The organism is Pseudoalteromonas sp. P1-11, from assembly GCF_001399995.1.
GTDB classification, from domain to species: Bacteria; Pseudomonadota; Gammaproteobacteria; order Enterobacterales; family Alteromonadaceae; genus Pseudoalteromonas; species Pseudoalteromonas atlantica.
Map to the genome: position 1 here is coordinate 483,691 of NZ_LJSP01000004.1, position 19,482 is coordinate 503,172.

The window sequence follows — 19,482 nt, forward strand, 5'->3', positions numbered from 1 at the left end:
AAGATGCAAGCCTCGGGAGGGCTTTAGTTTAGGTAAAACTATATATAGCAATAATAATGACAGGAAGCGCTAACAAAGCCATACCTAGCGGCATTTTTAAACTTTTAGTTTGCTTTGCTTGCAATGCTTTTATGGCATTCGTTTCGTTACAGGCGGCTACTTTATCAATATAAAAATAACCTGAGTCTAGATACTGCTTACAACTTTGCTGATTTGCTGGAATGGCTATTAGCTCTTGTTGTTTTTTTAGGATATAAAAATCCATACACCCACCACATTGCTTACTGGTAATAAGTACATATTTGAGAATAATTGTAACGATTTTATTATGCTCAAATAAAAAAAGTGGGCGATTTTAAATATAAAATGCACTAAATATCAACCTAAAATTTCACTATTTTTAATTTATCGTATAAATAGTTAATATTAGTGAGATCACGGCAATATTTGCGCCAATTATTAGCCACTTTTTACTGTGTTTTTGTTCAGTAGATAGGCGTTTTAGTGCATCTTGCTTATTGCATGCCGACACCACATTAACATACGAATATTGGTTAGATTCGTAGCGCTCTAGTAAGTCTTTATCAGCAGGGATAGCTTCGAGCTGATGATCTTTTTTTACAATGTAAAATTTCATATCGGGCTCCTTTAGTTTAAATATGCGGCTTAATTTGTATTGAACCTGAGCGCATTTAAACCGTGTAAACACTGCTAACGCTATAAATTTAAGCTCAATTAAACCAACATATTTTTGCACCTTAATTTAATCCTAAGCTAATGGCATGAATTAGGCCTGAACCCTTATGAATACTGTGTTTGTACCTTAATTAATACACATCAACTAGCTGTAAAGTGTAAACCCCCTTTACAGTTTTAAAAGCGGCTTAATTTACTGATTCAAAAACCATGTTAAAACAACGTGAATATTACCGTGTTTAATGGGCGGTTGGTCGCTAATTAATTGAACAAAAATAGTAACTTTGTCAAAGTACGCTCACAAAATTCCACTAGGACTCATAATGAAAAAAACAGTTCTTACGCTAAGCGCGTTTGTGTTGCCTTTGGCAATGTCGAGCGCTGTGTTAGCGTCATCCGTTGAGCAAACTAAAGGCTCATTCGTTGATAAGTTTCGCCAGTTAGACGAAGCGCTTCCTACCCCAAATGTTTATCGTAGTGCCGCAGGTGAGCCAGGCGAAAAATACTGGCAGCAACGTGTTAATTACGACATAGATGTAAAGCTTGATGAAAAAAAGCGCCGCTTAACAGCAAGCCAAAGCATTGAGTATAAAAATAACTCGCCGCATACACTTAAATATTTGTGGTTACAGTTAGATCAAAATATTTTTAAAAGCGACTCAATTGCCGAAACCACAAAAACGTTTAAAAGCACGCTAAATAGTTTACCTGCACAAAAGCCGGCTAAATTAAGTTTAGGTGAGCTACGTCGTCAACAATTTATGAGCGACAACGAGCTAGGCTATACAATTAGCAATGTAAAAGATGACAATGGCGATGAACTGCGCGTTACTGTTGTTGATACGCTAATGCGTATAGATTTAAACGAGCCGCTAAAACCTGGCAAAGAAGCTGAGTTTAGTATGAACTTTGCTTTTAACATTGTTGAAGAAGATGCCGTAGGTGCACGTTCTGGTTACGAGCACTTTGAAGAAGATGGCAACGATATATTTTTACTTGCGCAGTGGTTTCCGCGTTTAGCTGCGTACACCGATTACGAAGCATGGACAAACAAGCCGTTTTTAGGCCGTGGTGAGTTTACGCTTGAGTTTGGTGATTACGATGTAGAAATTACTGTACCTGCTGATCATATTGTATCGGCAACAGGTAAGTTAGATAACGCAAGCAAAGTGCTTACTCGCACGCAGCGTAACCGCTTAGAAAAAGCTGAAACAGCAAAACGCCCTGTATTTATTGTTACTGAAGAAGAAGCGTTAGAAAACGAAAAACAAGGTACCGATAAAACAAAGACGTGGCACTTTAAAGCAGAAAATGTGCGTGACTTTGCGTGGGCGTCGTCGCGTAAATTTATGTGGGATGCAAAGGGCTATCAGCAAGGTGGCGATGAACAACCTTTAGTGATGGCTATGTCGTTTTACCCTAAAGAGGGTGGCGATTTATGGAAAAAGTATTCAACTGAATCTGTAGTACATACGATGGAAGTGTACTCTCGCTATTCATTTGACTACCCATACCCTGTAGCGCAATCGGTAAATGGCCCTGTAGGTGGTATGGAATACCCAATGATCACTTTTAATGGCCCACGTACAGAGCTGCAAGATGATGGTTCGCGTACTTATTCTCAAGCTGAAAAACGCTTTTTAATTGGTGTGGTTATTCATGAAGTTGGCCATATTTACTTCCCTATGATTGTAAACTCTGATGAGCGCCAATGGACCTGGATGGATGAAGGTTTAAATAGCTTTTTAGATGGCGTTGCAGGGCGTGAATGGGACCCAACTATACCGTGGGGTGTTGAGCCGCGCGATATTGTAAGCTACATGAAATCGCAAAACCAAGTACCTATTATGACGCAGTCAGACAGCGTACTTCGTTTAGGCCCTAATGCTTATACTAAACCAGCTGCGGCACTTAATATATTACGTGAAGTTATTTTAGGCCGTGACTTATTCGACTTTGCTTTTAAAGAGTACGCACAGCGCTGGAAATACAAGCGCCCTACTCCAGCAGATTTTTTCCGTACCATGGAAGAAGCCTCGGGTGTTGATTTAGATTGGTTTTGGCGCGGCTGGTTTTACAGCACCGACCATGTAGATATCTCGTTAGATAAAGTGTATCAATTACGTTTAGATACTAAAAACCCTGATATTGACTTTAAACGCTTACGCGATATAGAAGCAGACAAACCAACATCACTATTTGTTAAGCGCAACCGTGAAGAAGGTAAGCAAACTTGGGTTGAAAAAAATCCAGATATTACCGACTTTTACGACGAAAACGACCGCTTTACTGTTACCAATAAAGAACGTAACGCGTACAACAAGTTTTTAAAAGGCTTAGAGCCGTGGGAGCGTAAAACGCTAGATCGCGCGCTTGAAGAAGATAAAAACTACTATGTTATGGAGTTTTCAAATCTAGGTGGCTTGGTAATGCCTATTTTATTAGAGCTAACTTATGAAGATGGCACAACCGAAGAGCGTTACATTCCGGCTGAAATTTGGCGCCGTAATCACAAAAATGTACAAAAGCTTATTGTTACAGATAAAAATAAGCCATTGGTATCGGTGAGCGTTGACCCTCGCTGGGAAACAGCTGATGTAGATGTTGAGAACAACAACTACCCTCGTCGTATTATTCCTTCACGTATTGAAGTGTATAAAAAGAAAAAGAGTAAAGCGAAAGTAAGTCGAGATATTATGCAAGACATTAAAACTGAGCTTAAAAAAGACGAGAAAAAAGATGGTGAGGAGCAACAATAATGCGCTTTTTGCTTATTATTGTTTGCCTTTTAGTTGCTGCGCCAAGTATGGCGCATCAACTAAAGTCATCGGTTACTACGGTGCTTTTTAATAAACGTACTAACAATATTGAGCTTATGCATCGCTTTTATTTACATGATACTGAGCATGCTGTAGCGCATTTATTTAATGGAAAAGCCGATATCATCAGCAACAAGGCCGACCAACAACGTTTTGTAGAGTATGTTGAGTCGCATGTTGCGCTGCAAACCTTAAAGGGTAAGCCATTAACGCTTAGCCAAGTCGGTGCGCAAATTGATGGAAAGTTTTTTTGGGTATATCAAGAAGCTCCTATCCCAAAAGGGATTGAAGGCATAAAAATGAGTAACGGCGCACTGCGTGACTTATGGCCTTCTCAAGTAAATATGGTAAACGTAGAAGGTAAAGGCAAGATTAAAACCCTTCACTTTACCCAAAACGATACCTGGCTCGAGGCTAAGTTCGAGCAATAAGTACTTCCCCAACCTACGCGCACTGCAGTTTATGTGCGCGTATTCTCCATTTGTTTATGCTGTGTTCATTTTTGATCTGTTATTACTAGCTGTTCGTAGAATTTTAGTAATTAATTGGTGTTTATAAGGCTAAGTAATAGATAAGTGAATACTTTTCTAATAATTTGTTTGATAAACATTTGCTAAATTATTCTCATGAAGTAGAGTCATTATGTGTACACATGTTGTATTGATTTTTACCCCATTCAAGGAATGATATGAAAGCTCAAGTAGAGGCTATTCAAGGAGTTATATTTGATTTAGATGGCACTTTAGTATCGTCTGAGTTAGATTTCTCTCTTATAAAAGCACAAATAGGTTGCCCATGCGAGCAAGACCTACTTGATTATATTGCCCAGCTTCCATCGCCCTACATGCGTGAAGAAGCGATGAATATAGTGCATCAGCACGAGCTGCAAGACGCTCAGTTTGCCACTATATTGCCAGGCGTAACCGAAGCCGTTAACGCCCTTAAAGTTAAAAATATTCCTATGGCTATTGTTACCCGCAATTTTGATAAAGCGGCAGCAATAAAGCTACAAAATAACCCGCTACCTATCGAAACGGTATTAACCCGTAGCGATGCCCCAGCCAAACCCGATCCCAGTGCCTTAAATGCAATTGCCACGCTTTGGAATATAAACGCCAGCAACTTGTTATACGTAGGGGATTTTTTATACGACATTCAAGCAGCACATAATGCAAATATGCGCGCTTGTTTGTACGCGCCAAACGCGGTGCCTATTTATGCCGACCAAGCTGATTACGTTTTACGTGAATTTACCGAGTTAGTTACTTTAGTCGAAAGTTACTCACAAAAAGTAGAGTTATGTTAAATTGCAATTAACTTTTATTTTTGTGTAATTACTTCTGTATTATTTGCATAGGCTCGGCCTTATTTATTTAGCATATAGGTTGTTTTAAATTCAGTTTGTAAAGTTCAACAGACCCTAGCCCAATAGGGTTTGAGTTGGTAAAATATGGCAAAATTAACGTATTGATTAGAGGCACAAGATGGGCAGAGCATTTGAAGTCCGTAAGAGCTCGATGGCTAAAACAGCCAACGCAAAAACTAAAGTTAACTCAAAGTACGGTAAAGAAATTTATGTTGCCGCTAAAAATGGCGAACCAGACCCCGATGTCAATCAATCACTGCGTCGTCTAATAGAAAAAGCAAAAAAAGACCAGGTTCCTGCTCACGTAATAGAAAAAGCAATTGAAAAAGCAGCCGGTGGGGCAGGGGAAGATTATTCGCCCGCGCGTTACGAAGGCTATGGCCCAGGTAACTGCATGGTTATTGTTGATTGCTTAACCGACAACCCAAATCGTACAATTAAAGATGTACGTTTACCGTTTACCAAAACAGATTCAAAAATTGGTACACCGGGCTGTGTTGCACATATGTTTGATCACCTTGCTGTACTTGGTTTTGCCGGTGACGATGACGAAGTGGTACTTGAAGCACTAATGATGGCTGACGTTGATGTAACCGACGTTGAAGTTGAAAATGGTAAAGTGTCGGTATTTGCACCCCATACTGAGTACTATAAAGCGAAAACAGCGCTTGAGGAAAACTTTGAAGGGATTAACTTTGAAGTAGATGAAATTACGTTTGTTCCGCAAGTGCATGTAGAAATTGAAGATGAAGAAGTTATTGCTAATTTTGACAAGTTCATCAACATGCTTGAAGACTGTGATGACGTTCAAAACGTGTATCACAATGCAATAATTAAAAATTAATTTAGCGCTAGGTACAGTGAGCACTAAATAAATAACGGTACTAGGGCGTGTTGACCTTTGGCGCTTGAATTTGCAGCAGTATGTTTGGTTTTTAGGCAAGGCAGAGCCTATGCGATAACGTAGCATAAATGCCAAACATACGCTGCCCTTTTGGGTTCTGCCTAGGTTGAACAAATTTCAATCTGCAAAGATCAACACGCCCTAATAAACAAAAAGCGCGTTTTGTGTAGGCAAAACGCGCTTTTTTGCTGTTAAACTAATGTTAACTATTCAGCTAGGTTATGGTATTTTGCTTTATATTTTAAGCGGTAACTGTGTAATAGGGGCTCGGTGTAGCCACTTGGCTGCTTAGCACCTTCTAATACAAGCGCTAAAGCGGCTTGATAAGCAATACTATTTTTAAGTGACTCGTCGCTTTGTGCCATTGGCTTGTACGCGCTGTCGTGCTCATTTTGGCCATCAACCACTTTAGCCATTTTAGCCATAATCGACTCTATTTGTTGTTGAGTACACACCCCATGCTGTAGCCAGTTTGCCATATGTTGACTTGAAATACGCAAGGTTGCTCTGTCTTCCATTAAGCCTATGTGGTTAATATCAGGCACTTTTGAGCAGCCAATACCTTGGTCTATCCAGCGTACTACGTAGCCTAAAATGCCTTGTGCATTGTTCTCAAGCTCACTTTGAATATCTTCTTTACTGAGCGTTTGCGGCTGTGCCATTAAAGGCGGTGTAAGTAAATCAGTAAGGCTTGCCATACCTCGTTTGGCTATTTCTTTTTGCTCGGTAAATACATCTACATCGTGATAATGCATAGCGTGCAAAGTGGCTGCGGTAGGCGAGGGCACCCACGCGGTATTAGCGCCAGATTGCACATGAGCAAGCTTTTGCTCCATCATAAGTGCCATTTTATCTGGCATAGGCCACATACCTTTACCTATTTGTGCTTTACCGCTTAGGCCGCAGGCAAGGCCTGTATCAACGTTACGGTCTTCGTACGCTTTGATCCACGGCTGAGCTTTAATAGCGGCTTTTGGCAAAGCGACCCCTGCGTGCATAGAGGTATGAATTTCATCGCCCGTGCGGTCTAAAAAGCCAGTATTTATAAACACCGCGCGCGCTTTGGCTGCGTGTATACAGGCTTTTAAATTGACTGAAGTACGGCGCTCTTCATCCATAATCCCCATTTTTAGGGTGTTTTTTGGCAAGCTAAGCGCTTCTTCTACCATGCTAAAAAGCGTATTTGTAAAAGCAACTTCTTCAGGGCCATGCATTTTGGGTTTTACAATATTGATGCTTTGCGCACTGGTGTTTTTAATGCCTGTTTTTTTATTTAAATCGTGCAGGGCTGCGGTTGCGCTAAACATCGCATCCATAATGCCCTCAAATACGGGTTGGCCGTAAATGTCAGTAATAGCAGGGTTTGTCATTAAGTGGCCTACATTACGGACAAACATCATGCTTCGGCCTTTAAGCGTAAGGCTACTGCCATCAAGGGCTGTATATTGTCTATCGCTTTGTAAAGTACGCTCTATGGTTTTATCGCCTTTTTTAAACGATTCAACCAAGTTACCTTGCATTAACCCCAGCCAGTTTTTGTAAACTTGTACTTTATCCTCGGCATCTACTGCGGCAACAGAGTCTTCGCAATCCATAATGGTTGTTAGTGCAGCTTCAAGCAAAACATCTTTTAATCCTGCTTTGTCGGCTTGGCCGATAGGGTGGTGATGGTCTATTTGCAGCTCGACATGCAGGCCATTGTTTTTTAATAAAATAGCACTTGGGTTTTGCGCTTCGCCTTGGTAGCCAATAAGTTGCTCAGGGTTTTTTAATTGAGTATGCGAGCTGTCTCTTAGGGTGATAGACAAGACGCCTTCAACAATTGAGTAGTTGGTGCTTTCTATGTGTGAGCCATTTTTAAGGGGCAGGGCTTTATCTAAAAATTGGCGCGCATACGCCATTACTTTAAAACCACGAACTGGATTATACGTAGTGCCTTTTTCAGCGCCGTCGTCTTCACTTAATACGTCGGTGCCGTACAGCGCATCGTATAACGAACCCCAGCGCGCGTTAGCCGCATTAAGCGCAAAACGTGCGTTGCTAACAGGCACAACAAGCTGAGGGCCTGCGCTGAGTGCTATTTCGGGCTCTACATTTTGCGTTTCAATGGCAAAGTCTGCAGGCTCTGGTACTAGGTAGCCAATGTCTGTTAAAAACGCTTGGTACTGCGCGCTATCCCACGTTTTATTTGTTTTATGGTAGTCATCTATTTGTTGTTGTAGCTGCTCGCGCTTAGCTAAAAGAGCGTTATTTTTCGGGGTAAGCGTTTGTACTATGTTTGCAAAGCTTTGCCAAAATTGCTGCTCAGATAAATGAGTGCCTGGGAGTAGCTGTGTTTTTACAAAGTTGGCGAGCTGTGTATCTACGCTTAGCCCTGAGTGTGTGAGAGTGTGTGCCATATTTACCTTCCTTAAACGGTCGCGGTGTTGTTGTGTGCGTTAAAGCAACAATAACGCAAAAAAGGCTCAGTGCGTGCTTTTTAGCCATTCACAAAAAATATAGCGGTAATAACAACTATAAATTTACTAAATCTAAAAAATAAGCCTAATGTTGAATTAAGCGATACGGAGCACACACTCCTTGCCACTCTCACAATAATTTAAATAATTTATAGACCCGTTCGAAGGATTTTATTATGACAACATACACACGTGAAACCGATACTCTAGCAACACTTTGCCAATCTCAAGGTAGCGCATGGAAAGCCATTAACCCTGAATATGCAAGCCGCATGCGTTTACAAAACCGTTTTCGTACAGGGATTGAAATTGCACAATACACCGCAGATGTAATGCGAGAAGATATGGCCGCTTACGATAAAGACACCAGCCAATACACACAGTCTTTAGGTTGTTGGCATGGTTTTACTGCGCAACAAATGATGATGGCAATAAAGCGTCATCAAAAAACAACTAAGCGCAGTTATGTTTACTTAAGTGGTTGGATGGTTGCTGCACTTCGCTCTGCATTTGGCCCGTTACCGGATCAAAGCATGCACGAAAAAACCTCAGTGCCTGCGCTTATCGAAGAGATTTATACATTTTTAAAACAAGCCGATGCCCGTGAACTAGACCACTTATTTAATGATCTAGACGAAGCGAAAGCCAATGGCGGCGATGTGCAAGCGGTGCTTGATAAAATTGATAATTTTGAGACGCATGTAGTGCCTATTATTGCCGATATTGATGCTGGTTTTGGTAACGAAGAAGCAACCTACCTACTTGCTAAAAAGATGATTGAAGCAGGTGCGTGTGCCATTCAAATAGAAAACCAAGTGTCTGACGCTAAACAATGTGGCCACCAAGCAGGTAAAGTAACTGTACCGCACGAAGATTTTTTAGCAAAAATTAACGCTGTACGTTACGCGTTTTTAGAACTCGGTATTGATAACGGTATTATTGTTGCGCGTACCGACTCATTAGGTGCAAGCCTTACGCAAAAAGTGCCTGTGTCTCAAACGCCAGGAGACTTAGCTAGCCAGTACAACGCGTTTTTAGAAACCACACCTATTAACGGTGTAGATGATTTAAACGAAGGCGATACGGCAATGAAAATTAATGGCCAATTATGTAAGCCAACGCGTTTAGAAAACGGATTATACCAGTTCCGCGAAGGCACTGAAAAAGACCGCGTAGTACTAGATTGTGTAACAAGCTTACAATCGGGCGCTGATTTATTGTGGATTGAAACCGAAAAACCGCATGTTAAGCAAATTGCAGAGCTAGTAAATCGCGTTAAAGAGCAAGTACCTGATGCTAAGCTTGTTTATAACAATTCGCCGTCATTCAACTGGACGCTTAAGTTCCGCGAGCAAGTGTACCAAGAGTGGCAAGAAGCGGGTCGCGATTTGAGCGCTTACCCAAGCCTTGGTGATAATAAAGGCCTAATGGCGCCAGAAATGGACGATACAGAGCTTGCTGCTGAAGCGGATGTATTAGTGCAAAACTTCCAGCGCGATGGTGCACGTGAAGCGGGTATTTTCCATCACTTAATTACACTGCCTACATACCATACGGCTGCACTAAGCACCGATATTTTATCAGAAGGTTACTTTGGTGATATGGGCATGCTTGCTTATGTACGTGATGTACAACGCCAAGAAATTCGCCGCGAACAAGCCTCAGTTAAGCACCAAGATTTAGCCGGGTCTAATATTGGCGATACGCACAAAGAGTACTTCTCTGGTGAAAACGCACTTAAAGCCGGTGGTGAAGACAACACCATGAACCAGTTTTAACTTTTCTAGATAGTGTTACTCAAGGGCCGTAAGGCCCTTTTTTTATTGTATTAATATAAATCGGACTCGGTTGAATTTAGTTTGGATCACAATTTAACTAGGTAGATATTAAGTACAGCTATATGGCTGCTTTTTTACTGTAAAGCCGCTTTAAAGTGCAAAATCCCCCTATTAAAAGGCTGTTTTTAGCTGTTTTACTAAGTATAAGTAAAATAATAAACCGAAATTTTACTAACCTGGTGCCTTTATAAAACAATTTTTTACTAACTGAGTGCTTATAAACAGTGGCTCAAACCGATTTTTTACCAACTCAAGCGATTAAATTTACAATAAACCGAAATTTTACTAACTGAAAAACGCCTAAGTCCGATATGGATAAGAACAAAACTGTAAAGGGGGTTTACAGTTTGGCATTAATTAACCTAAGCGTGGGTAATTACAAAAAAAGCCACTTAGGTGTGGCTATTTTTAAACCTAAACACGGAGCTTATTTTTTGTTTGAGTGTTTATCAAACCACCATTGAATGTAAGCCACCTTAGTCATTAAATTAGAAGGGCGCGCTGTAATACCGTGTGATGCATTAGGAATACGCACCATGGCGGTATCAACACCTTGCAACTTAAGGGCTTGATAAAACTGCTCGGTTTCAGAAATAGGGGTACGGTAATCTGCCTCCCCTGTTAAAAGCATAGTGGGCGTTGTTACGTTACCTACATAGCTAATAGGTGAGCGTTTCATATAGTGCTCAATATGATCCCAAGGTTTTCCTGGGAACCAGTAAGCGGCAAAAAATGGATAAAAGTCGGCAGTTAGTACAAAGCTGATCCAATTAATAACGGGTTTAGCCACCACCGCTGCTGCAAACCTGTCGGTGTGCCCTACAATCCATGCGGTTAATACACCACCGCCAGAGCCACCTGTTACAAATAGTTTAGACTCATCAATAAAGCCTTTCGCTATTAGTGCATCAACGCCGGTCATTAAATCGTCAAAATCGTTACTTGGGTAATTATGATGAATTGTTTGGGCAAACGTTTTACCGTATGAGTCACTGCCTCGAGGGTTCATGTATAAAACCACGTTCCCTTGGGCTGCAAATAATTGCACCTCGGTACTAAAGTGAGGGCCATAATTGGCCACAGGGCCGCCATGAATTTCTAATACAAGTGGGTATTTTTTTGATTTATCAAACCCAGGTGGGTATGCAATCCAACCTTGAATTGGCAGCTGGTCGTGGCTCGATTTAAGCCAAATTTCTTCTACGTTGGCAAGTTCTTTATCGTCTAACGCATCGGCATTGAGTGTAGTGAGGCGACGAGCTTTGCCTCGTTTTATAGTGGCTATATCTGCAGGGCGCTGAGTATCGGCAAGTGTAAAAGCAATTTCGCCATCTTCGCTTACATCAAAATCGCCGCCCGAATAAGGACGACCAAACGCAACGCTACCTATTTGCTCGGTGAGCACTTTACGCTTACCACTGCGTGGTTGGTAGGCAAGGGCGGTTTGGCCTTCGTCTGCGTAGCTAAAGTAAACCCCTTTTGAATTGGCACTCCATTTAATTTGCCCCACACTTCTATCAAAATTAGGGGTTAGGCTTTTTGTATCGCCCGTTTTTAAATCACGAATATAAAGCTGCGTGTTTTCGTAATTGGTGCGTTTATCATCATATCCTGTAAAGGCCAAGTAACGCCCATCGGGAGATACTTTAGGTTGTTGGTCAGGGCCGTTTCTATTGGTAATGGCAGCAATTTTTAAGGTGCTTAAATCAAGCTGGTATATTTCACTATTAGTGGGCTTTAGTTGATTTTGCTCATGCCGATTGGCCGAAAAATAAAGGCTATTGCCGTTTTTACTAAAGCTTACTTCGCCGGCGTTATTAAACTCATCATGTGTGAGCTGCTTTGCATTGCCGCCATTTGCATCTATTGCAAATAATTGACTAAATCCTTTTTGGCTATAACCGCCTCCGTCGGCGCGGTAGTATACATCGTCTATAAATTTTGCTGGCTCTGCCCATGTAGCGCCTTTAGGCTTACCAGGTAAGTTAATAGGTGGTGCACTGCTACTTGGTACAAACATACTAAAAATAAGCTGCTGAGAGTCGGGATGCCAGGTAATTGCGCGTGGGCTGCTGGTTAGGTTACTAATTTTTGTTACAGCACCTGTTTTAAGCCATTTCATATAAATTTGGCTGCTGCCATCGCGGTTAGATATAAACGCAAGGCGTTGTCCATCTGGCGATAGTACCGGGGAGTGATCCATATGAACGCCCGAGGTAAGCGGTTGCAGTTGTTTAGTTTTATAATCAACTGACCAAATGTTACTGACTTTGCGGTCCGTTTTTATATCCATACGGTTACGTACAAAGTACACCGTTTTACCATCGTCTGTTATATCAATTTGATTGGCGTATTCAAGATTAAACACATCTTGTAGCTGTAATATGTTGTCCTTTGCAAAAGCTAACTGGCTACTACCAAGTAATAAACTGCTACTTAAACTAAGTGCTAAAAGCGTTTTCATTTGTATTCCCTGTTTGGTTTTTGTATATGTAGTTATATGTCAGTAGGGAAGGGATGAAAAGCGCGATGCGGTGAAACTATAATTTAATACCGGTTTAAGTAAAACATGGTTATTTTAGAGTAATAAATAGCGGGCTTACTGCGTTAAATTTTTTATATGCAGCGCCATGTATTTCAGCGCTGTGTTACTTATGCTTTGTTACTGTGCTGTGTTGTTGCGCTCTTTTAAAGCGATATTAGGTTGTACATGATTGGACTAAATGGAGGTTAAAGCTGTAAAGCCCCTTTACAGCTAAGTAGTTTTTAAAGTAAACATGCGTTTTATAGCTTGAGGCTTAATAACGAGTTAAAAGCAAGGTTAGGTTGCTGATGCACACAGTGATTGAATTTCTTTAATAAGAGCTATACCGGCTGCGTTATCGCCATGCACGCACAAACTGTTGGCATTTAAGTTCAGGGTGTTTCCTGAGCGAGTGGTTACACAGCCGTCGGTTAATAGCTGTTTTACTTGTGCTAAAAGTGCTGGCTTGTCGTGAACGCTGCCATCAAGGTGGCGAGATACTAAATGCCCTTCGTCTGTATATTGCCTATCAGCAAAGGCTTCTAAAATAAGATCTACACCTAAACTATTGGCAGCAAAGGTGTGTTTTGCAGAGTCTTTTGTGGCTAGTAGCATAAGCTTTAATGGTGCAGGGTAGTGCGCTATGGCAGTAATAACTGTTTGTAAAATATGATCGTTTTTCATCATGTCGTTATATAAAGCACCATGTGGCTTAACATAGCTAAGTGTTAAGCCTTGTACTTTAGCCATGCCATCAAGGGCAGCAATTTGGTAATGTAAGCAATTGGTCAGTTCTTGCGCGCTAAGGGCCATAGAGCGCCTGCCAAAACCTTGTTGGTCGGGGTAACTTGGGTGCGCACCTATTTGTACATTGTGCTGCTTTGCTAAATACAACGTATCGGCTATTACATCTGGGTCTCCACCATGAAAACCACACGCAATATTTGCCATATCAATATGAGGCATTACCTCATCATCTAATCCCATTTTCCATGCGCCAAAGCTTTCGCCTAAATCGCAATTAAGTTTCATTTTTTATCCCTTGTTATTATTATTTTATGGTAACTGGCAGTACGCCATGAGCGTGTGCACTGCCTAACAATACCTTAGCAAGCGCTGTAAACGCAGGCCCCGCAACAGCATTGTTTTTATCTGAATCTATATTATACGCATAAGAAGCAAGAACTGCATTAGCTCTGCTGCCAAACTGCGCTATGTCGTAGGGGGCACGTAAACTTATAAATATTGTTTTTTTATTCACTGATGCAGCTATATCCAGTAATGATGACAGCGCTTTAGGTTGCTCAGCGGTATTGAGTGCAAAGCGAGGGTCGTCTTTCAAATCATCCATTCCTCCAATCTCTACAGCGCTTTGATTAGGCGTAGCGTTGCCTGCAATAACCACATCTGCATTTTTAATTAAGCTATGCGCCTTTACAGGGTCAAACCCTTGTAAACTACTGCAACTATATTTAAGCGCCGCATTACTTATAGCGCTAAGCGCTTGCTGCATGGCCATGCATTTTCGGGTATCGGGCATAATAATATGGATGTGTTGCCCTTTGCTTAAATTAAGAGGCAATGCATTATTGTTATTTTTAACCTCAGTAATAGCATTTACGGCAAGCTCAGCTTCTATTTTGCGATGTGCTTGAGAGCCAATAATATCTTTTGCTTTAGCCAAAGTGCTTAATGGGTCTAGCTGTGTGGTTAATTTAAATTTATTTTTTAAAGCGGTTATACGCGCAGCCGATTGAGCCACTTCGTCTTTACTGAGTTGTTTATTATTAACCGATGCGACTAATTCATCCATAAGTTTGTCGAGTGCGTTTAAATCAGCCGGTGTTCTGATCTCTATTGGCATAAGCGCTAGGTCAACGCCTGCTGCAAAGGTATTGATTACCGCTTGGGTTGGGGTGAAAAAATGACTAATGCCAGCCATATCTAAAGCGTCGGTTACCACCACACCTTGATAATTTAACTCCCCTCTTAAAATGTCAGTAATTATAGTACGCGACATAGTGGCGGGTTTTATCATGCTTTTGCCATCAACACTTACAAACGTACTATTATCGAGTTGTGGGTATTGAATATGCGCCGTCATAATCATGCCTGGGTTTTGCGTGGCAATTATGTGTTTAAAGGGAGCTAAGTCTTGTTGGTATATGTCTTCTTTGGAGTGATTTACTTGTGGTAACCCTGTGTGGCTGTCTACGTTGGTATCGCCGTGCCCTGGGAAATGCTTTAACGATGTAATAACGCCGTTGCTCTCAAATCCTGCCACTTGTGCTGCGCCTAATTTACTGACAAGCGCTGGGTTTTCGCCAAACGAGCGAACATTAATTACCGGGTTATCGGGGTTCATGTTTACATCTACCGTAGGGGCATAGTTAACATTAATACCTAACGAATTTAGCTCTTTAGCTATAACAGTGGCAGTTTGGGTTGCGTATTGAGTGTCATACTTTTTATAGGTTGCACCAATAGACATATTACCAGTAAATGAAGTGGCAACATCGCGAGGTAAACGCGCTACTCGGCCGCCTTCTTGGTCTATCGAAATAAATAACGGCAGCTTTGAGCTTGATTTACTCGCCGCAGTTTGTAATTGGCTATTAAGGGTAATGGTTTGCTCAATAGATTGGGTGTTTTCAGAAAATAAAATTACACCACCAATATTATGCTTAGCAATGGCCGCTGCTAGTTCATCAGGTAGGGTAGTAACCGGTGTTCTGCATTGTTTGCTTGACCCTTGCTGACAAAAATAGCGTAAATCGAGTATTAGTTTTTGCCCCAATTGTTGTTCAAGAGACAGTGTAGGCTTAGCAAAAGAAGATTGTAATGGCATTAAACACCCAGATAAAAAAACAACAGACGAAATAAAGCATTTATTTAGCAAAACACACTCCAACGCTAAATAGATAAGTGGCAGTAGCTTATCTATTTTTGTGTACAACTGCAAAGTGCAGCTGTTTGTATACACAGGGTAAATTGTAAGGCGTGTATCATGGCTGAATACGTTTTATCTAAATGGTGAGTAGGTGTTAAATTAGCTGTACTCACTGCCGCCGTTTTAAAAACTAAAGATTAAATAGTTCATTGTTTTAATTGGCCAGTTAACTATTAAAGCCGCGCAGGGGTTAAGCTATAGGCTAGCCACGGGAGTTATTAAAGGCTAAGCACAAACACTATTTATTGCCTGCATTACTATAAAGGCTTGACATAAATAGTTAACTCTATATAGTAGGCCGCAGCTAGAAAGAAAGCATGTAATTTATAAATCTCCATTTCGTTGTTGTATAAGTAATACTTGTAGTACCGTCCTGAAGTTTTTAAGTACCATCTCATTTTTTGCTACACCCGCTCTTATGAGCATATTTTTTATTTTTATATCAGGATATTACAATGTCTAACATCGTATCAGGTACAGTTAAGTGGTTCAACGAGTCTAAAGGTTTTGGTTTCATCGAGCAAGAAAACGGCCCAGACGTTTTCGCACATTTCTCAGCAATCAAAAGCGAAGGTTTCAAAACTTTAGCTGAAGGCCAACGTGTAGAGTTCACTCTTTCACAAGGTCAAAAAGGTCCTCAAGCGGATAACATCACTCCGTTATAATTTTTACTTTTAAAGTAAAAATAAAAAAAAGCGCTTAAGGCGCTTTTTTTGTGTCTAAAATTTGACTGTAAAATAGCGCCATCTATCATTTAATAATATAAATTAATGTAGTGGTGCGGTTATTCTAAAACTCTTTCCTTTTATTGCTTGTTTCTTCTTTAGCACGTTTACTTATGCAAACCATTTTAAGTTAGTTATTTATACAGATCAGTTTGCACCTTATAATTTTATAAACGAGCACGGCCAACTTGTTGGCGCTAACTACGATATAGTCAACGCACTGTGTATTAAAGCAGAAGTAGAGTGCGACTTTAAAGTCATGCCTTGGAAGCGTGCCGCAATGCTTGTGCATAAAAAGCCTTATTCAGCCATTTTTTCAATGGCGCAACATACTAACCGAATTCCTTTATTTAATTGGCTTGGCCCGTTAACTACTGCACGAACTTATTTTTATAAGTTAAAAAGCCGTCCTGATGTCACTGTAAATACCCTTAACGACACCACTCTTTATTCGTTAGGCATGGTAAGGGGAGATATATATCAATCATTGGTCAAAAAAATAGGGTTTGTAAATGGGCAAAACTTAATGACGTTTGGTGAAGAGCAACAATATATTCAGCTTTTTATAAACAATAAAATAGATCTTATTTTAGGCTCCGAACACGTTATTTATAACCAATTAAAGCCTTATAACGTGAGCTTACTTGATGTAGAGCAACTTACTGAGCTACCTGTAAGTAACGACCTTAAAGATAATTATTTAGCGTTTAATAAAGCGGTGCCGCAGCACATAGTAGATCGCTTTCAACGTGCCTTTAAAGTGCTAAAACAAGAGCGCAGTCTCGATTCGTTCATAGCGCCATATAGCAATAATTAATCACTAAGCCCCTATTTTAGACTTTATTACTTAGGCACTAATTAACGTAACTAAGCGTTAAAATTGCGCTTAAATAAGCAAGGTTTAGCTTCGGTGCTAGGGTAGCCCTTGGGTATTTTTAAGTGTGTAAAAGGCTTTTTGTAGCGCGTTTATATAGCGCATATCGGTGTTTTTATTTGCTGCCAAATAGGCATCTACCTTGAGTTCTTCTACATTATATATGGCTTTAAATTCAGCGTCAGGGGTGGGCAAATACTGACTTATTTGATGTATTAGTTCGGGGTCATCAACAATTAAGTCTACTTTTTTGGCAACCAGTAACGCATACGATTTTTGTATATCGGTGGTTAGCACAACTTCAAAACCCAAGTTGGTTAATATATCAGTAGAAAAGTCGTTACGTTGCATCGCTATTTTGTATTTTTTTGCTTCCTCAGTATTGTTAATAATTATGTCGTCACGCTCTTTAAGCGCAACAAAAGCAAGCTCAAAATGTGAAACTGGGCCTATCCAATGAAAGTTGTTTTCTCGCCCTTTTGTGCGCGCTATGGTGTAAATAAAGGTGTTTTGGATAGTGCTGGCAAGTCTAAATGCTCGCGCCCATGGGTACATTTGTATATCGGGCGTTAGGTTCGCCTTTGCAAAAATAGCCCTTATAAACTCAGTGCCTTTGCCTGTCACTTTTCCATCAACAAGTATTTGATCGGGCGGCGAGAGTTCCGTGACAACTAAAAGAGGGTCTGAGCTTGCGTAGCTATTAAAAAAAACAAACAACAATACTAATAAAAGTTTACGCATTTATATAAATCGACTTATCAACAGCGGCTATTTTATGAGTGTGCTTAAAGGTAGAACATCAATAAAACAGTAGGTTACATTAGGATAAACCTAAGTGTGGCCTAAAATTTATAATTTACCACTTTTCAATAATGCAAATTTATCGCAAAAATATAAAAAGCCATGCGCGTATATGTACTTAAAGGTAAGAAAGAGAAAGTTGTTTTTAACAGGAAGAATATATTTATAAGGGCCTTAAAACGATAAAAGGGCCTTGCGGCCCTTGGTGAAGTATCGTTCAAGTCAGATAGTGCTTTAACCCCTTAAAGTACTATCTTCTTGTTTTGCAACACCGGTGTTCATCTCATTAAGTTTCTAAGCTAGCGAGAGGAAAAACCCAGCAATTGCTGCGCTCATAAGGTTAGCCATAGATCCTGCTAACACTGCTCTGAGCCCTAAGCGTGCGATATCCTTTCGCCGACTAGGCGCCATACCGCCTAATCCACCTAGTAAAATAGCTATCGACGATAGATTAGCAAACCCACATAACGCAAATGTTACAATTGCTTGAGTGTGCGCACTTAACGTATCGCGATAATTTATAAAGTCTAAGTAAGCAACAAACTCATTTACTACTAACTTTTGACCAATAAAACTACCAGCTATGATTGCCTCATCCCACGGTACGCCAAGTAACCATGCAACAGGAGCAAATACATAACCTAAAATTTCTTGTAGCGTTAAAGTAGGGTAATCAAACCACCCACCAATACCGCCTAGTAAACCGTTTAATAATGCTATTAATGCTACGAAAGCTAATAGCATTGCGCCCACATTTAGCGCTAAATGCATGCCGTTGGCTGCGCCTGATGCTGCTGCATCAATAACATTAACTGGCTTGTCTTCATCGGTGTCTAAATCAGCAAGCGTATCTTTAGGTGTTTCGGTCTCTGGCACAATCATTTTGGCCATTAAAAACCCACCTGGTGCAGCCATAAAGCTGGCGGCAATTAAATACTTAAGCTCTACACCAATAATTACGTAACCTGCCATTACAGAGCCTGCTACCGTGGCTAAGCCACCTACCATTACTGCAAACAACTCAGACTTAGTCATGGTTGCTATAAACGGCTTAACAATTAAGGGTGCTTCAGTTTGGCCTACAAATATATTAGCCGTTGCTGAGAGCGATTCTGTGCGCGAGGTTTTCAATAGTTTTTGTAAACCGCCGCCCAGAATTTTAATTATCCAATCCATAATGCCAATGTGATAAAGCACAGCAACAAGTGCTGAGAAAAACACAATGACCGGTAAAACTTGAATAGCAAAAATAAAACCGAGTGTATCTTGCGATGCAAGTGGGCCAAATAAAAACCCAATCCCGTCGTTTGCAAAGCTAATTACCGAAGAGACGGCACTAGACATACTTGCTAACACATTTTTACCTGCTTCAAAAAACAGTACAAACCCACCAATAACTACTTGCATAGCAAAGGCTATCGCTACGGTGCGTAAGTTTATTGCTTTACGATTAGTCGAAGCCGCAAAAGCAATACTTAGTAGTACAAACATGCCTACTAAGCTCATAAATGTTGTCATACAGATGT

Annotated in this window: 15 protein-coding genes; 7 read left to right on the forward strand and 8 right to left on the reverse strand. The window is 40.6% G+C overall.

Annotation, left to right across the window (positions count from 1 at the left end):
• Positions 1–28: 28 nt before the first annotated feature.
• Entirely contained in the window at positions 29–265 is a 237-nt protein-coding gene (locus AN390_RS10390) for a hypothetical protein (protein ID WP_004588266.1), read from the reverse strand.
• A 135-nt stretch (positions 266–400) separates the two neighbouring features.
• Complete coding sequence (locus AN390_RS10395; RefSeq protein ID WP_004588265.1) at positions 401–637, reverse strand: hypothetical protein; 237 nt, start codon at positions 635–637, stop codon at positions 401–403.
• Between the two features lie 382 nt (positions 638–1,019).
• Here AN390_RS10395 and AN390_RS10400 point away from each other — a divergent pair, with 382 nt between their 5' ends.
• The 4 genes from AN390_RS10400 (at position 1,020) to AN390_RS10415 (ending at position 5,725) form a co-directional block, all read left to right on the forward strand.
• Positions 1,020–3,455 (forward strand): M1 family metallopeptidase, encoded by a 2,436-nt coding sequence (locus tag AN390_RS10400; RefSeq protein ID WP_024032997.1) that lies wholly within the window; start codon positions 1,020–1,022, stop codon positions 3,453–3,455.
• Positions 3,455–3,946, forward strand: coding sequence for a DUF6702 family protein (locus tag AN390_RS10405; protein WP_004588263.1), 492 nt, complete (start codon positions 3,455–3,457; stop codon positions 3,944–3,946). Before AN390_RS10400 ends, AN390_RS10405 begins: the two co-directional genes overlap by 1 nt.
• Positions 3,947–4,203: 257 nt before the next feature.
• The gene (locus AN390_RS10410; protein WP_004588262.1) at positions 4,204–4,821 is read left to right on the forward strand and encodes an HAD family hydrolase; all 618 of its coding nucleotides are present in this window, start codon (positions 4,204–4,206) and stop codon (positions 4,819–4,821) included.
• A 178-nt stretch (positions 4,822–4,999) separates the two neighbouring features.
• A complete protein-coding gene (locus tag AN390_RS10415) occupies positions 5,000–5,725 on the forward strand; it encodes a YebC/PmpR family DNA-binding transcriptional regulator (protein WP_024032996.1) in 726 nt (241 codons plus the stop codon).
• 266 nt (positions 5,726–5,991) lie between these two features.
• Here AN390_RS10415 and AN390_RS10420 read toward each other — a convergent pair whose 3' ends face one another.
• Positions 5,992–8,184 carry a malate synthase G gene (locus AN390_RS10420; protein WP_055254344.1) on the reverse strand — a complete coding sequence of 731 codons (2,193 nt, stop codon included), beginning with the start codon at positions 8,182–8,184 and terminating at the stop codon, positions 5,992–5,994.
• A 236-nt stretch (positions 8,185–8,420) separates the two neighbouring features.
• Between AN390_RS10420 and AN390_RS10425 the strand changes: the two genes are divergently transcribed.
• Entirely contained in the window at positions 8,421–10,022 is a 1,602-nt protein-coding gene (locus tag AN390_RS10425) for an isocitrate lyase (RefSeq protein ID WP_004587182.1), read from the forward strand.
• Positions 10,023–10,509: 487 nt separating this feature from the next.
• On the opposite strand, the gene AN390_RS10430 is transcribed toward AN390_RS10425, so the two are convergent.
• The 3 genes from AN390_RS10430 to AN390_RS10440 form a co-directional block, all read right to left on the reverse strand.
• Entirely contained in the window at positions 10,510–12,546 is a 2,037-nt protein-coding gene (locus AN390_RS10430; RefSeq protein WP_055254346.1) for a S9 family peptidase, read from the reverse strand.
• A 357-nt stretch (positions 12,547–12,903) separates the two neighbouring features.
• Positions 12,904–13,638 (reverse strand): 5-oxoprolinase subunit PxpA, encoded by a 735-nt coding sequence (locus AN390_RS10435; RefSeq protein ID WP_055254347.1) that lies wholly within the window; start codon positions 13,636–13,638, stop codon positions 12,904–12,906.
• A gap of 19 nt (positions 13,639–13,657) precedes the next feature.
• Complete coding sequence (locus AN390_RS10440; protein WP_055254349.1) at positions 13,658–15,454, reverse strand: glycoside hydrolase family 3 protein; 1,797 nt, start codon at positions 15,452–15,454, stop codon at positions 13,658–13,660.
• A 557-nt stretch (positions 15,455–16,011) separates the two neighbouring features.
• Here AN390_RS10440 and AN390_RS10445 point away from each other — a divergent pair.
• Together AN390_RS10445 and AN390_RS19635 are read left to right on the forward strand one after the other, a co-directional pair.
• Positions 16,012–16,221 (forward strand): cold-shock protein, encoded by a 210-nt coding sequence (locus AN390_RS10445; protein ID WP_004587186.1) that lies wholly within the window; start codon positions 16,012–16,014, stop codon positions 16,219–16,221.
• A gap of 196 nt (positions 16,222–16,417) precedes the next feature.
• Entirely contained in the window at positions 16,418–17,098 is a 681-nt protein-coding gene (locus tag AN390_RS19635; RefSeq protein ID WP_095206752.1) for an ABC transporter substrate-binding protein, read from the forward strand.
• Between the two features lie 96 nt (positions 17,099–17,194).
• Here the strand turns inward: AN390_RS19635 and AN390_RS10455 are convergent, their stop codons facing one another.
• Complete coding sequence (locus AN390_RS10455) at positions 17,195–17,896, reverse strand: ABC transporter substrate-binding protein (RefSeq protein WP_055254351.1); 702 nt, start codon at positions 17,894–17,896, stop codon at positions 17,195–17,197.
• Between the two features lie 354 nt (positions 17,897–18,250).
• A complete protein-coding gene (locus tag AN390_RS10460; RefSeq protein ID WP_004587189.1) occupies positions 18,251–19,474 on the reverse strand; it encodes a NupC/NupG family nucleoside CNT transporter in 1,224 nt (407 codons plus the stop codon).
• Between the last annotated feature and the right edge of the window lie 8 nt (positions 19,475–19,482).